Origin of the sequence: Cognaticolwellia aestuarii (assembly GCF_002000025.1) — a bacterium.
Taxonomy (GTDB): Bacteria; Pseudomonadota; Gammaproteobacteria; order Enterobacterales; family Alteromonadaceae; genus Cognaticolwellia; species Cognaticolwellia aestuarii.
The window spans coordinates 251,859-266,516 of sequence record NZ_MUZV01000003.1; the positions used below are offsets into that span (position 1 = coordinate 251,859).

The following is a 14,658-nucleotide window of genomic DNA, read 5'->3' on the forward strand; positions in this document are numbered from 1 at the left end:
AGCACTTACCTATCGGCAAAATCAATACTTTGAAATAAATAATAATTAATTTGTGACTTTTACCCATTCTCCTCGTTATAGAGGATAGAAACTAATAAAAAGTATTTATCTCTAAGCAAGGAATTACCTATGAAAGCATTTAAAATCTCTCTACTAGCAGCCCTTATCAGTTCACCACTCGCTGCAGAAAATATCGATAAAACATGGGAGCTTGGTGTATTTGGCGACTATATAAAGTCAAGCACCAATAAAGAAACAGACAATGATTGGCAGCAAATTGAAGCCGGAAAATCTATCGGTATCGATTTACAGAAAATAATTAATGACTACTGGGATGTTCGCTTTGAAGTTGCCAAAACTCGTTATGAAATTCAAGACGGTGGAGATCATGATTACGGCACACGTGCTGGCCTTGATGCCATTTACAAGTTAGAAGATAGCGATTTATACCTCTTTGCTGGTGTAAAACGCTTTCGTAATGAACGAAGCTACAACGCTGTAAATGTTGGTGCAGGTTACAACTTTCAAGTCAGCGATCGTTTTTCACTTTACAGTGAAGCAGTCGTTTATAGAGATCTAGACTATGGTTTTACCGATCAAGGTATAAAGTTAGGTGTAAAGTATGCATTTGGTGATGCTAAACAAGCACCAGTAATGGCTAAACCTAAAACCGTTGTGGCTGCTAAGCCTGTGATCAAAGATAGCGATAATGATGGTGTACGTGACGCTATTGATCGTTGTGATAATACGCCATCTACAGTAAAAGTAGATTCTACCGGTTGTACATTGTATTCAGAGCATGAAGTAGAAATTAAGCTAAATATAGCATTCGCTAATAACAGCTCTATCGTTCAACCTGCTTTAGTTGATGATATTCAAAGATTAGCGGACTTTATGAAAGAATATAAACAAACCTCAGTAGAGATAGAAGGACACAGCTCTGCAACAGGCAGCGCCGATTACAACTTAATGTTGTCGAAAAAACGTGCCGATGCCGTGAAAAGCATTTTAGTGAATAAGTTCAACATTGAAAGCAGTCGCTTAACCACCAAAGGTTATGGCCAAGAGCAATTACTTTCAACAGAAAACACCGTCACAGCGCATAAGTTAAACCGACGCGTAGTTGCAAAAATTACGACTAGCACTAAAAAAGTAATTTCAAAAAACTAATACTTAGGTAGTTAAGTAATATCTCGTTAATAAAAACAATGCCAGATATGGCATTGTTTTTTATTTTATATATGTATTTTCTATTGATATCTCACGGTAAGCATAGTAATGAAAAAAGTAAAATTAACCGCATCAACCTTAAATTTTATCGCTAAAAATATAAAAAATAATGCTGACTCTTGCTCTTACCCTTTACGTACCCGCAACGCTGAATCGTCAATAAACGTCAGTAAAAATCATCAAATAACCACCGCTAGCAAATCAAAATCATAATATTTGCTACCAGCCTTAGTCTTTAATACTCAGTGTATAAGCTATAAAATCGAAGCACGTTATCTCTTCAGTCACGACTCAGAAAATACCTCATTCACGCCCGCGCATAACCCCAGGGAGTAAATCCTTACGGCAATTAACCTGCTTAATATGCGTTCTAGCCAGAGCTTTATCAGCAAAATATTTAACAGAAATTTAGTTTATAGCCTAGCTTAACTTTACCCGTGTAACTATCAATAGCGCAGTATGATAAATCAATCTGTTTTATTCTAAGTTTAGCTACTTTCCCTGAAGTACCTGTTTGTTAACAGTATTGTTAGCTTTGGAGCCTCAAGACCTATGACTCTACATTGTTGATATGAAAATACAGACATAAAAAAACCGGAACACCTTAATGATAAAGGTTATTCCGGTTTTTATTGGTTCTAGTAGAACCTGTATTTGGTGCAGATAGAGAGACTCGAACTCTCACGCCCTAAGGCACCACCCCCTCAAGGTGGCGCGTCTACCAATTCCGCCATATCTGCAAATTTTTTAAACTAGCCTGGTACGTCGCTATCTTTTTCTGTCACTGTGTCACTACTTGGCACATCAGAGTTGTTCACTTTTGGTTCAACACTGTCAGTTGGAATCGCATCAGTTGCAGGTGCTACTTGTCCAGCAGGAACGTCTATGTTATTCCATTCATCTGTTGCTTTAACACGATTAGCCGTTAAGTTACCTAATACTAAACTAATAACAAAAAAAGCAATCGCTAAGTAAGTAGTCGCTTTAGTTAAGAAGTTACCAGAACCGCTTGAACCAAAGATGGTTGCTGATGAACCAGCACCGAATGATGCGCCCATATCAGCACCTTTACCTTGCTGAATCAGCACTAAGCCAATTAAACATAAAGCAACGATCAAATACACTACAATTAACACTTGATACAACATTTTATTATCCCTTTGCTGCTGAGCAAATTACTTTGAATTCATCAGCTTTTAAACTAGCACCGCCGATTAATCCACCATCGATATCAGCTTGTGCAAATAATTCTTCACAGTTTGTCGCATTGACACTGCCACCATACAACAATGGCACTCTAACTGCGACGTTTTCATCAATTTTCGCGATAAATTCTCGAATAAACTGATGCGTTGCTTGCGCCATTTCTGGCGATGCTGTTTTTCCTGTACCTATTGCCCAAACAGGCTCGTACGCAATAACAACATCTTTAAAATTTTCAATACCTATTTCGTCAATCACCGGCTGTAATTGCGCGGCTAAAACGACTTCGGTTTGCTCTGCTATTCGCTCTTCTTCGCTCTCACCTATGCATAAGATAGGTTTAAGGTTTGCTGCTAGCGTTGCTTTCACTTTTTGCGCAACTAAACTACTCGATTCTTTATATATACTACGACGTTCTGAGTGTCCTAGTATGACATAATTAACACCAACTTCTTGTAACATTGAGGTTGATACTTCACCAGTAAATGCACCTTTAGCATGCTCATTTAAGTTTTGTGCTCCTAAACTGAAAGCCTTTGGCAACTTCATTTCAGTGCTGACTAAATTAAATGCCGCTAAGTAAGGAAAGCTTGGACAGACAACAACTTCAACATTTTCATTTAACGTTAAACTGTTTAACTCTGAAACCATTGAGTTGACTAATGCTAAACTGCCATTCATTTTCCAGTTTGCTGCAACTATTGCGCGTCTATTCATTTTTCATTCCTAAATCAAAGCGGCGAGATATTAACTAACCTGTCGACAAGATACAAGTCTTTCAAGCAATATCTTGTTCAATTGCCTAATATTTATTCGACATATGTAAATGGCCAAATTATTACCACTAACATGCAAGCTTAACGGCGTCAGCAATATTGTTTGCTAAAGCCGTAACTTCGTCGTGTTCTGGGCCTTCAACCATAACTCTGATCAGTGGTTCAGTGCCTGATTTTCTCAACAGTACACGCCCACGACCCGTGAGGATTGCATTAACTTTGTCAACAGCCGCCACAACATCATCATTAACTAATGGATCGCTATCACCAGAAAATCTAACATTAACTAATACTTGTGGTAATTTAGTCATACCTTGGCGTAATTCAAATAAGCTTTTACCCGTATTACAAATAGCGGTTAAAACATTCAAAGCAGCAATAATGCCATCACCGGTTGATGTATGGTTTAAATTGATGACATGGCCAGAGTTTTCTGCCCCTAATTGCCAACCTTTTTGCTTAAGCATTTCCATAACATAGCGATCGCCCACTTTACTACGAGCAAACGGAACGCCCATATCAGCAAGAGCAAGCTCTAGGCCCATATTACTCATTAAGGTACCCACAACACCACCATCGATATTACCACTTTGTAAATCATTACAAGCAATGACATAAACAGATTCATCGCCATCAATAACATAGCCGGTATGATCTACCATCATCAAACGGTCACCATCACCATCTAAAGCAATACCTAGGTCTGCTTGATGATCAACAACCGCAGCGCTTATTGCCGCCATCGAGGTTGCGCCACATTCATGATTAATATTAGTGCCATTGGGCGCCGTTCCGATTTCGACCACTTCAGCACCTAACTCACGAAAAACATTAGGGGCAATGTGATACGTGGCACCATTTGCGCAATCGACAACTATTTTCATGCCTTTTAATGAATATTGGCTTGGAAAATTACTTTTACAAAATTCAATATAACGACCGGCAGCATCAGCTATGCGATTAGCTTTACCTAAGTGAGCAGACTCTACACAGCCCATGTCTTTATCAAGTTCGGCTTCAATAGCTAACTCAACATCGTCTGGTAACTTTTGTCCGTCTTGAGAAAAGAATTTGATACCATTGTCGTAAAAAGGGTTATGTGAGGCACTGATCACAATACCGGCTTCAGCACGAAAGGTTTTAGTTAAGTAAGCAATACCTGGCGTAGGCATTGGCCCTAATAAACCAATATCAATGCCAGCTGCTGAGAATCCTGCTTCTAGCGCAGACTCTAACATGTAACCTGATATGCGGGTGTCTTTACCAATAAGTACTTTTTTGGTGCCTTGCGCGGCTAAAACACGTCCTGCGGCATAACCTAACTTCATAACAAATTGTGGGGTAATTGGGTATTGTCCGACTAAACCACGAATTCCATCGGTACCAAAATATCTTCTTTCTGACATGAGTTTCTCCATTACGCTAATGGCTTACCTATTAGCTTTTTGACCCTAGCTGTTTACTGGTTATCAGTTACGGCTTGTAATACAGTTAATGCGTCCACGGTTGCTTCAACATCGTGCACGCGAATAATATTTGCCCCTTGTTGAGCGGCAATAATGGCAGCACTTAAGCTGCCAGCGAGACGTTGCTTAACGTCTCGATTTAATAAGTTTCCTATCATAGATTTACGCGAAATCCCGATAAGCAAAGGTAACTTTAGCTGAGAAAATTTCGATAAGTTAGCTAAGAGATGAAAGTTTTGTTCCAGTGTTTTTCCAAAGCCAAAACCAGGGTCTAAAATAATGCGTTCACGTGCAATACCGGCACTAATACAAGCCTCAATGCGTTGTTGAAAAAATGCCACTATATCGTTAATTACATGATCATAACTGGGGTTATTTTGCATCGTACGAGGTAAACCTTGCATATGCATTAAGCAAACAGGCACATCACTTTGCGCGACAGCGGCTAAACACCCTTGATTTTGCAAGGCTGCTACGTCGTTAATCATATCGGCACCCGCAGTTATTGCCGCGTTCATTACCGCTGCTTTGCTAGTATCAATAGAAACTAAAACATCAAAGCGTTGCTTAATGGCAATAAGCACAGGAATAACACGTGCCAATTCATCTTCTTCACTGACATCTTCAGCTCCTGGTCGTGTTGACTCACCACCAATGTCAATGATGCTAGCACCATCAACAATCATACGTTCAACTTGTGCTAACGCAGATTCAAGTTGCGTGTAGCTACCACCATCTGAAAACGAATCAGGCGTAGTATTAAGAATACCCATCACTTGCGGTGTCGATAAGTCGAGGTTTAAGCTGGAACAATTAAGATGATTTAACACCAGATTCTCTTTATAAATTCTTTAATAAATACGGTTAAACTTTACATAAAATAAAGCCTCAATAGTTGATAAATCTAATGATTTAACCATTGAGGCTTATTATTCAAATATGGCTATTTATTTAACTGGCATATCTGAAGTTTCATTTGAACTTGAAGATTCCGTTGGTGACGCTTTCTCGTCATCCTTTTTTGCTGATGGTTTACTAGAATCTGCATTATTATCTGATTTACCATCAGAACTTGTGCCGTCAAAATCAGCCGGTGGGCGAACTTTAGTACGATTCATTAGATCATCAACCTGTAAGGCATCAATCGTTTCATATTCCATTAGTGCATCTTTCATTGCATGTAGAATATCTTCATTTTCTTTTAAGATTTTCGCTGCACGTTCATAGTTACGGTTAACAAAATCTTTAATTTCTTCATCAATAGCACGTGCTGTTTCATCAGACATATTCAGTGACTTAGATGATGTTCTACCTAAGAATACTTCGCCCTCTTCTTCAGCAAACAGCATAGGACCCATTTTTTGAGAGAAGCCCCATTGTGTCACCATTTTACGAGCAAGCTGCGTGGCACGTTCGATATCGTTCGATGCACCTGTTGACACTTTCTCAAAACCGTAAATCATTTCTTCAGCAATACGGCCACCGTATAAAGATGAAATGTTACTTTCCAAGTGCTGCTTACTATGACTAAACCTATCTTGCTCTGGTAAGTACATAGTGACACCTAAAGCGCGACCACGTGGCATAATACTGACTTTATAAACAGGATCATGATCGGGTACTAAGCGACCAACAATTGCGTGGCCTGCTTCATGATAAGCCGTCATCTCTTTTTCAGATTCAGTCATTACCATTGAACGACGCTCAGAACCCATCATGATTTTATCTTTAGCTTTTTCAAACTCAGCCATACCCACGACACGTCGCGCTGAACGGGCTGCAAATAATGCGGCTTCGTTTACTAAGTTAGCTAAATCGGCACCAGAAAAACCAGGTGTACCACGTGCGATAACTGACGCTTTTACATCGTCACCTAATGGTACTTTACGCATATGTACTTTCAGAATTTGTTCGCGGCCACGAATATCAGGCAAGCCAACAGTTACTTGGCGGTCAAAACGACCAGGACGTAATAATGCAGGGTCTAGTACATCAGGACGGTTAGTTGCAGCAATAACGATAACCCCTTCATTGCCTTCAAAGCCATCCATCTCAACTAGCATTTGGTTAAGTGTTTGTTCACGCTCATCATGACCACCACCCATACCAGCGCCACGTTGGCGACCAACAGCATCGATTTCATCAATGAAGATAATACAAGGTGCTGATTTTTTTGCTTGTTCGAACATATCACGTACACGTGATGCACCAACACCAACAAACATTTCAACAAAGTCTGAACCTGAAATAGTAAAAAACGGTACTTTCGCTTCACCCGCTATGGCTTTAGCTAATAACGTTTTACCGGTACCAGGTTGACCAACCATTAAAACACCTGATGGTATACGACCACCTAGCTTTTGAAAGCGTGACGGGTCTTTTAAGTAATCAACTAACTCTGATACTTCTTCTTTTGCTTCATCACAACCTGCAACGTCAGCAAAAGTCGTTTTAATTTGATCTTCGCTCAATAAACGCGCTTTCGATTTACCAAAGCTCATGGCACCTTTACCGCCACCGCCTTGCATTTGGCGCATGAAGAAAATCCAAACACCAATTAACAATATCATTGGAAACCAAGAAACAAATATTGTCATTAAGAAGCTAGGCTCCTCAGGTAATTCACCTGTTGCATTAACGCCTTGCTTTACTAGATCATTGATTAAATCACGATCATAGCCTCCAGGGATAACCGTGACAAAGTTCTCACCGCTACGTTTAATACCATTAATAACGCCATTTCTATCAACGTCAACTTCTCTAATTTGTCCTTGACGTACGTCTTGGATAAACTGTGTGTAATCTACTTGTTGTTCATTGCCGTTTCCTGGAGTAAAGCTCTGGAAAACAGACATAAGTACAACTGCAATAACTAACCATAAAATAAGATTTTTTGCCATATCGCTCAACTTAATGACCTCTTGCTAATGTTCAAAATGGTGCGATGAAATATTTCCATCTAATTTACTACAATTTAAAGCCGGTCGCCACTAGATAAACTTCACGTGAACGAGCACGCGATGATTCTGGCTTGCGAGTTTTAACGGTTTTAAATGCGGCTCGAGCATCTTTCATAAATTGCTCAAAGCCTTCGCCTTGAAACACTTTCACAACAAAAGCGCCATTTTTCTTTAAAACTTGGTTACACATATCAAGTGCTAATTCCACTAAATACATGCTTCGTGCCGCGTCTGCGGTATCATTACCGGTAAAATTTGCCGCCATGTCAGACATAACAACATCAATATTTTTACCATTAATTCGGTTCAATAACGCATCAAGTACGGCTTCTTCTCGAAAATCACCTTGCAAGAAATCAACACCTGCAATAGGGTCCATCGGTAAAATATCGCAGGCAACAACTTGCCCACTGTCACCAACAACTTTCGTTGCGTATTCAGACCAACCGCCTGGTGCTGCACCTAAATCAACCACTTTCATGCCAGATTTAATCAACTTGTCTTTCTTATTGATTTCTTCAAGTTTAAATACAGCGCGTGAGCGAAGCCCTAACTTTTGCGCTTTTTTTACATATTCATCATCAAAATGCTCTTTCAACCATCGAGCACTACTGACACTGACCTTATTCTTACTCATTCAATCCACTTATCTATTATGCTATTAAACGTTACTTAACTTTCGAATATTCGTTAACTTTATTTACTTTCTAAATAAGGTCAGGTCTATATTAACCAAAAACAAAGCAGAAAAGTACGTTAAAAAGCTATCACTTTGTAAACAATATTAGTATTACAAACTAGATGGAGGTAAAATAGCGATAATTCAAGCTAACTTGTAACGAAAATTGTTAATGAACCTAAATAAAAAACAAATCCAGTATTTAAAAGGCTTAGCTCATAGCCTTAAACCCGTGGTATTACTAGGTAATAACGGCCTTACCGAAGCTGTAGTTGCCGAAGTCGACTTCGCTTTAAATCATCACGAATTAATTAAGATTAAAATCCCTACCGATGATCGTGAAACAAAAGCACTAATCGTTGAAGCCATTTGTCGTGAAACCAATGCAACTAAAGTGCAAGTGATCGGTAAAACCTTAGTTATTTATCGTCAATCTGAAGAAAAGAAGATTCGCATACCAAAAATTTAATGTTATTTACTGAGCAGTAAAATAGGTAAGCAAAACACGAAAATGAAAAAGGGCATAAGCCCTTTTTTTATCTCCAAAGAAAACTTGTTGCTATATTAGGATAAACTAATATACAAACTTTCCCCTTTGTCATAGAATAAAGTATTACCTTCTATTTTACGGATTAAAAAATGATTTTATCAGTGCCCGAACTCGTTGCTTTAGCAAAAAAGTCAGTTACTTGTATTAGCGCCGCTCAAGCGTTTACCGATAAAAATGCGACATTTATTGATGTAAGGGAGCCAGCGGAGAATGCTGCTTCTCCAGTCGACAACTCATTACACATTCCACGTGGTATCTTAGAAATGAATATTGCTCAGCATTGTCCTGATGCTAATATGGCGATTTATTTACATTGTGCCTCTGGCGGACGCGCAGCACTTGCTGCTGAGCAGTTACAACGTATTGGCTATACCAATGTAAAAGCGATCAGCTGCCCCCATAATGAAATTTGTAACGCAAAAGTCGCATTATAATGCTTAATAAAAAGTGCGTTGTGCTTTAATAACTAAAAAGCGCCTATCATAACGATAAGCGCTTTTTTTAAACTAAGTAGTATCAGTTCTTGCTGCTGTAAATTGAATAATACTTAAATGTGATCTACCGAAACAATCTCATATTCAACTACGCCACCAGGGGTAGTGATCTCAATTTCGCTATCCACTTCTTTACCAATTAAACCGCGTGCAATCGGCGAGTTTAAAGAGATACGACCGGTTTTAAAATCAGCCTCATCATCACCAACAATCTTATAGCTTACTTCTACTTCAGTATCGATATTCAATAATGTCACTGTTGAGCCGAAGATAACTTTACCGGTATTAGGTATTTTAGTTACATCGATAACTTGTGCATTACATAAACGCCCTTCAATATCTTGAATACGACCTTCACAGAAGCCTTGCTCTTCTTTAGCGGCATGATATTCAGCGTTCTCTTTCAAATCGCCATGTTCACGCGCATCAGCAATATCTTTAACGATACGTGGACGCTTTTCAGTTTTTAAAATTCTTAATTCTTCTTTTAATTGCTCGGCGCCAAGCAATGTCATCGGATATTTTGTCATTTTACTCTTCTTTTATAACAACAAAGGCGGCTTACCCATGTTAAAAACTAGGTAACCACCTTCAAAAAATTAATCGCTGGTAAAATCAGTTGAGTGAATTTTCCTCGATAAGAGCAAACCCACTCAAACAGCTTTATTTACAACGCTTATGTAACTCTTGTATTGACGTTACAATATTTCGGTCATCTGCTGCGTGTGATTGACAAGCAGCAAATGCAGCGTTCAGTGTTGTAGTATATGCGACTTTGTAACGTAAAGCACCACCACGTAACACTTTAGAATCTTCAATCGCCTTGCGACCTTCTGTAGTGTTAATAATGTAGTTGTATTCACCATTCTTAATTCTATCAAGAATATGTGGGCGACCTTCGTGTACTTTATTCACTAATCGACAAGGAATATTTGCTTCACCTAAAATGATTGCAGTGCCATGTGTTGCATCAATTTGGTAACCTAATGCTACCATTTGTTTTGCTAAATCGGCAACCCGACCTTTATCACTATGACGAACTGAAATTAATGCGCGACCATCTTTAGGTACTGAAACACCTGCACCTAAGTTAGCTTTAGCATAAGCTTCTTCGAAGGTATCACCTACCCCCATCACTTCGCCCGTTGAACGCATCTCTGGTCCTACTAATGGGTCACTACCATGGAACTTGTTAAATGGAATAACGACTTCTTTCACTGAAAAGTACGGCGGTACTACTTCTTTTATAATACCTTGCTCTTTAAGTGACTTACCAGCCATTACACGCGCACCTACTTTAGCTAAAGGCACAGCTGTCGCCTTAGACACAAATGGTATAGTACGAGCGGCACGCGGGTTAACTTCAATTAAGTACACTTCGCCGTCTTTAACTGCCATTTGCGTATTCATTAGACCAATAACGCCTAACTCAAACGCCAAGTCAGTCACTTGCTTGCGCATAACATCTTGTACTTCTTGGCTTAAGCTGTACGCAGGTAATGAACATGCTGAGTCACCCGAGTGAACACCGGCTTGTTCAATATGTTGCATAATACCGCCAACAACAACATCAACACCATCACAAACTACATCAATATCAACTTCAATCGCGTCATCTAGGAAATGATCAAGCAAAACAGGAGAGTCATTTGAAACGCTTACTGCTTCGGTCATATAACGACGTAAATCATCTAAGTCATACACAATTTCCATTGCTCGACCGCCCAGTACATAGGATGGACGAACCACAAGCGGGAAACCTATAGCTTCAGCTTTTGCCATCGCTTCGTCTAACGAAGTAACAGTGGCATTTTCAGGTTGTAATAAACCTAAACGGTCAACCGCTTGTTGGAAACGTTCACGGTCTTCGGCGCGGTCAATGGCATCAGGTGAGGTACCAATAATAGGTACGCCCGCCGCTTCTAAAGCACGCGCTAGTTTAAGTGGTGTTTGACCACCGTATTGCACAATTACGCCTTTAGGCTTTTCAATACGTACAATTTCAAGCACATCTTCAAAAGTGATTGACTCAAAATATAAACGGTCTGATGTATCATAATCAGTTGAGACTGTTTCAGGGTTACAGTTAACCATGATAGTTTCATAACCGTCTTCGCGTAATGCTAATGCGGCATGAACACAACAGTAATCAAATTCAATACCTTGGCCGATACGGTTTGGACCGCCACCTAAGATCATGATTGATTCTTTATCTGTCGGGTTAGCTTCACATTCTTCATCATAAGTAGAATACATGTAAGCGGTATCTGAACTAAACTCAGCCGCACAGGTATCTACACGTTTATAGACGGGGAAAATGTTGGCAGTATGACGTTTTTTACGTACTTCAGCTTCAGCTACACCAATCAAAGCTGCTAAGCGTGAATCGGCAAAACCTTTACGCTTTAATTTACGTAAGTAACTAGGTGTTAATACTTTTAACCCCCCTTCGGCAACTTTCGCTTCTTCTAAAATAATGTCTTCAATTTGGACTAAAAACCAACGATCAATTTTAGTTAAACGGAAAATATCATCAACAGTTAAGCCTAGGCGGAAAGCGTCAGCAACATACCAAATACGATCGGCACCCGCTTCTTGTAACTCATGCATTATTTTGGTTTTAGCACCAGGCTGTGTCACGTCAACCATAGGATCAAAACCATTAACGCCCACCTCTAAACCACGAAGTGCTTTCTGCAATGACTCTTGCTGATTACGGCCAATTGACATTACCTCGCCAACAGACTTCATTTGCGTAGTTAAACGATCTTCTGCACCGGCAAACTTTTCAAAGTTAAATCGAGGAATCTTTGTCACAACGTAATCGATGGTCGGTTCAAATGATGCTGGTGTTTTACCGCCAGTAATATCATTAGTTAATTCATCTAGCGTGTAGCCGACAGCTAATTTTGCAGCAATTTTAGCAATTGGGAAACCTGTCGCTTTTGACGCAAGTGCAGACGAGCGTGATACCCGAGGGTTCATCTCAATGATCACCATACGTCCAGTGTTAGGACATATACCAAACTGCACGTTTGAGCCACCCGTTTCAACACCAATTTCGCGTAGAACTGCAATCGAAGCATTACGCATGATTTGGTATTCTTTATCGGTTAACGTTTGTGCTGGTGCAACTGTAATTGAATCGCCGGTATGAATGCCCATAGGGTCGAAGTTTTCAATCGAACAAATAATGATACAGTTATCATTTTTATCGCGTACAACTTCCATTTCATATTCTTTCCAACCAATTAATGATTCATCAATCAATAATTCAGATGTTGGAGAAAGGTCTAAACCACGTGTACAAATTTCTGTAAATTCTTCACGGTTATAAGCAATACCACCACCGCTGCCACCCATAGTGAATGACGGACGAATAATACAAGGAAAACCTAAGTTTTTGCTTGCCGCGTGTGCTTCTTCAAGCGTATGTACTATTTCAGCACGTGGTGTTTCTAAGCCAATGGCTTTCATTGCTTTATCAAAACGACTACGATCTTCAGCTTTATCAATTGCATCAGCTGTCGCACCAATCATTTCAACGTTGAATTCTTTTAATACACCTTTTGCTTCAAGCTCAAGTGCACAGTTTAATGCTGTTTGACCGCCCATAGTCGGTAATACCGCACAAGGACGTTCTTTTTCAATAATTTTGCGAACAACTTCCCAGTGAATAGGTTCGATGTAGGTCGCATCAGCCATTTCTGGATCGGTCATTATTGTTGCTGGGTTTGAGTTAACCAATACAACTCGGTAGCCTTCTTCACGCAGTGCTTTACAAGCTTGTGCGCCAGAGTAATCAAACTCACATGCTTGACCAATAACAATTGGGCCAGCGCCTAAGATCAAGATAGTTTTTAAATCAGTACGTTTTGCCATTTTATAATCTCTCTTCTCTTGTCTAGGTTCTAAGCTTTTTTAGCAGCAACAATTAAGTCGATAAAGTGATCGAACAAAGGTGCGGCATCTGCTGGTCCAGGGCTCGCTTCAGGATGGCCTTGGAAACTAAATGCGGGTTTATCTGTACGGTGAATACCTTGGATTGAACCATCAAATAGTGAGGTATGCGTCACTTTTAAGTTTTCAGGTAAATTGTTTTCATCTACAGCAAAGCCATGGTTTTGGGCTGTAATCATCACCACATTTCGTGCAAAATCTTTTACTGGATGGTTGCCGCCATGATGACCAAATTTCATTTTAATGGTTTTAGCACCACTCGCTAAACCTAGTAGCTGATGACCTAAACAAATACCAAATACCGGGATATCTGTAGTTAAAAATGTTTTAATTGCATTGATCGCATAATCACATGGTTCAGGGTCACCAGGGCCATTTGATAAGAAAATACCGTCAGGATTCATGGCTAGTACTTCTTCTGCTGAGGTTTGCGCAGGCACCACTGTTAGCTTACAACCACGGTCGACTAACATACGTAGAATATTACGTTTGGCACCGAAATCGTACGCAACCACATGAAAATCAGACTTTTCAGGTGTAACGTGCCCTTTACCTAGCTGCCAACTACCTTCAGTCCATGTGTATGCTTCTTTAGTCGAAACCACTTTAGCTAAGTCCATTCCTTTCAAGCCAGGAAAACTTTGTGCTTGTGCTAGCGCCTTTGCTTCTTCTGCACTTACGTCAGTAAAGTCACCTGCAATGATACAACCATTTTGAGCGCCTTTTTCACGTAAGATACGTGTTAATTTACGCGTATCTATATCAGCAATACCTAAGATGTTTTTCGCTTTTAGGTAATCGCTTAAACTTTGTTCACTTCGAAAATTACTCGCTAATAACGGTAAGTCACGAATAACTAAACCTTTAGCCCAAATAGTGCTAGATTCTTCATCTTCACTATTGGTACCTGTGTTACCTATATGAGGATATGTTAGGGTAACAATTTGCTCTGCATATGAGGGATCAGTCAGAATTTCTTGGTAACCCGTCATTGAAGTATTGAATACTACTTCACCAACAGCTGTCCCTTCTGCACCGATAGCGGTGCCCTTAAATACAGTGCCGTCTTCAAGCACTAACATGGCAGATTTAGTCAATTTAACCTCCGTTAAGAAGAAAGAATATTAATGGTAAACAACTAAGAACCTACCATTAACTGTAAAAGCGATACGTACAAAAATGCCAAAAACCTTAACCAATTCATCATGAACTGTAAATTTTTGACAAAATCCACTTATTTTACGCTTGAAAGCTTCTTTCGTCTAGTAATAATTGTGAAAAACCTCTGCTTTTGACGTAATTGATGTAAAGACGCCAAAAACAATACTTATCTATAATAA

The 14,658-nt window shown here is 39.6% G+C and carries 13 protein-coding genes and 1 tRNA gene; 4 read left to right on the plus strand and 10 right to left on the minus strand.

The window, feature by feature from the left end:
• The first annotated feature begins 129 nt into the window (after positions 1–129).
• Together B0169_RS06295 and B0169_RS19220 are read left to right on the plus strand one after the other, a co-directional pair.
• Positions 130–1,170 carry an OmpA family protein gene (locus B0169_RS06295; RefSeq protein WP_077285113.1) on the plus strand — a complete coding sequence of 347 codons (1,041 nt, stop codon included), beginning with the start codon at positions 130–132 and terminating at the stop codon, positions 1,168–1,170.
• Between the two features lie 108 nt (positions 1,171–1,278).
• Entirely contained in the window at positions 1,279–1,443 is a 165-nt protein-coding gene (locus tag B0169_RS19220; protein ID WP_158077059.1) for a hypothetical protein, read from the plus strand.
• A gap of 442 nt (positions 1,444–1,885) precedes the next feature.
• On the opposite strand, the gene B0169_RS06300 is transcribed toward B0169_RS19220, so the two are convergent.
• The 7 genes from B0169_RS06300 to rlmE all read right to left on the minus strand — a co-directional run bounded on the left by B0169_RS06300 (position 1,886) and on the right by rlmE (position 8,272).
• Positions 1,886–1,970: transfer RNA gene (locus tag B0169_RS06300), tRNA-Leu, on the minus strand.
• A 12-nt stretch (positions 1,971–1,982) separates the two neighbouring features.
• The gene (secG, locus tag B0169_RS06305; RefSeq protein ID WP_077285114.1) at positions 1,983–2,378 is read right to left on the minus strand and encodes a preprotein translocase subunit SecG; all 396 of its coding nucleotides are present in this window, start codon (positions 2,376–2,378) and stop codon (positions 1,983–1,985) included.
• 4 nt (positions 2,379–2,382) lie between these two features.
• Positions 2,383–3,150, minus strand: coding sequence for a triose-phosphate isomerase (gene tpiA / locus B0169_RS06310; RefSeq protein ID WP_077285115.1), 768 nt, complete (start codon positions 3,148–3,150; stop codon positions 2,383–2,385).
• Positions 3,151–3,277: 127 nt separating this feature from the next.
• Positions 3,278–4,615 (minus strand): phosphoglucosamine mutase, encoded by a 1,338-nt coding sequence (gene glmM, locus B0169_RS06315; protein ID WP_077285116.1) that lies wholly within the window; start codon positions 4,613–4,615, stop codon positions 3,278–3,280.
• Positions 4,616–4,668: 53 nt separating this feature from the next.
• Positions 4,669–5,448, minus strand: coding sequence for a dihydropteroate synthase (gene folP / locus B0169_RS06320; RefSeq protein ID WP_077285247.1), 780 nt, complete (start codon positions 5,446–5,448; stop codon positions 4,669–4,671).
• Positions 5,449–5,622: 174 nt separating this feature from the next.
• Positions 5,623–7,575, minus strand: coding sequence for an ATP-dependent zinc metalloprotease FtsH (gene ftsH / locus B0169_RS06325; protein ID WP_202971809.1), 1,953 nt, complete (start codon positions 7,573–7,575; stop codon positions 5,623–5,625).
• 67 nt (positions 7,576–7,642) lie between these two features.
• On the minus strand, positions 7,643–8,272 hold the full coding sequence (gene rlmE / locus B0169_RS06330; protein ID WP_077285118.1) for a 23S rRNA (uridine(2552)-2'-O)-methyltransferase RlmE: 630 nt from the start codon (positions 8,270–8,272) through the stop codon (positions 7,643–7,645).
• Between the two features lie 214 nt (positions 8,273–8,486).
• On the opposite strand from rlmE, the gene yhbY reads away from it, so the two are divergent.
• A complete protein-coding gene (gene yhbY / locus B0169_RS06335) occupies positions 8,487–8,783 on the plus strand; it encodes a ribosome assembly RNA-binding protein YhbY (protein ID WP_077285119.1) in 297 nt (98 codons plus the stop codon).
• A 170-nt stretch (positions 8,784–8,953) separates the two neighbouring features.
• Positions 8,954–9,298 carry a rhodanese-like domain-containing protein gene (locus B0169_RS06340; protein ID WP_077285120.1) on the plus strand — a complete coding sequence of 115 codons (345 nt, stop codon included), beginning with the start codon at positions 8,954–8,956 and terminating at the stop codon, positions 9,296–9,298.
• A 113-nt stretch (positions 9,299–9,411) separates the two neighbouring features.
• On the opposite strand, the gene greA is transcribed toward B0169_RS06340, so the two are convergent.
• From greA to carA, 3 genes are all read right to left on the minus strand, one after another.
• Positions 9,412–9,888, minus strand: coding sequence for a transcription elongation factor GreA (greA, locus tag B0169_RS06345; RefSeq protein WP_077285121.1), 477 nt, complete (start codon positions 9,886–9,888; stop codon positions 9,412–9,414).
• A gap of 133 nt (positions 9,889–10,021) precedes the next feature.
• Positions 10,022–13,240 carry a carbamoyl-phosphate synthase large subunit gene (carB, locus tag B0169_RS06350; RefSeq protein ID WP_077285122.1) on the minus strand — a complete coding sequence of 1,073 codons (3,219 nt, stop codon included), beginning with the start codon at positions 13,238–13,240 and terminating at the stop codon, positions 10,022–10,024.
• Between the two features lie 29 nt (positions 13,241–13,269).
• The gene (gene carA, locus B0169_RS06355) at positions 13,270–14,415 is read right to left on the minus strand and encodes a glutamine-hydrolyzing carbamoyl-phosphate synthase small subunit (protein ID WP_077285123.1); all 1,146 of its coding nucleotides are present in this window, start codon (positions 14,413–14,415) and stop codon (positions 13,270–13,272) included.
• Between the last annotated feature and the right edge of the window lie 243 nt (positions 14,416–14,658).

What these genes read in the sequence shown, in the direction of transcription:
- B0169_RS19220 (WP_158077059.1), top strand. Translation starts at nt 1,279, where the DNA reads ATGAAAAAAGTAAAATTAACCGCATCAACCTTAAATTTTATCGCTAAA.
- B0169_RS06340 (WP_077285120.1), top strand. Translation starts at nt 8,954, where the DNA reads ATGATTTTATCAGTGCCCGAACTCGTTGCTTTAGCAAAAAAGTCAGTT.
- rlmE (WP_077285118.1), bottom strand. Translation starts at nt 8,272, where the DNA reads ATGAGTAAGAATAAGGTCAGTGTCAGTAGTGCTCGATGGTTGAAAGAG.
- glmM (WP_077285116.1), bottom strand. Translation starts at nt 4,615, where the DNA reads ATGTCAGAAAGAAGATATTTTGGTACCGATGGAATTCGTGGTTTAGTC.
- secG (WP_077285114.1), bottom strand. Translation starts at nt 2,378, where the DNA reads ATGTTGTATCAAGTGTTAATTGTAGTGTATTTGATCGTTGCTTTATGT.
- yhbY (WP_077285119.1), top strand. Translation starts at nt 8,487, where the DNA reads ATGAACCTAAATAAAAAACAAATCCAGTATTTAAAAGGCTTAGCTCAT.
- folP (WP_077285247.1), bottom strand. Translation starts at nt 5,448, where the DNA reads ATGGGTATTCTTAATACTACGCCTGATTCGTTTTCAGATGGTGGTAGC.
- B0169_RS06295 (WP_077285113.1), top strand. Translation starts at nt 130, where the DNA reads ATGAAAGCATTTAAAATCTCTCTACTAGCAGCCCTTATCAGTTCACCA.
- carB (WP_077285122.1), bottom strand. Translation starts at nt 13,240, where the DNA reads ATGGCAAAACGTACTGATTTAAAAACTATCTTGATCTTAGGCGCTGGC.
- tpiA (WP_077285115.1), bottom strand. Translation starts at nt 3,150, where the DNA reads ATGAATAGACGCGCAATAGTTGCAGCAAACTGGAAAATGAATGGCAGT.
- greA (WP_077285121.1), bottom strand. Translation starts at nt 9,888, where the DNA reads ATGACAAAATATCCGATGACATTGCTTGGCGCCGAGCAATTAAAAGAA.
- ftsH (WP_202971809.1), bottom strand. Translation starts at nt 7,575, where the DNA reads ATGGCAAAAAATCTTATTTTATGGTTAGTTATTGCAGTTGTACTTATG.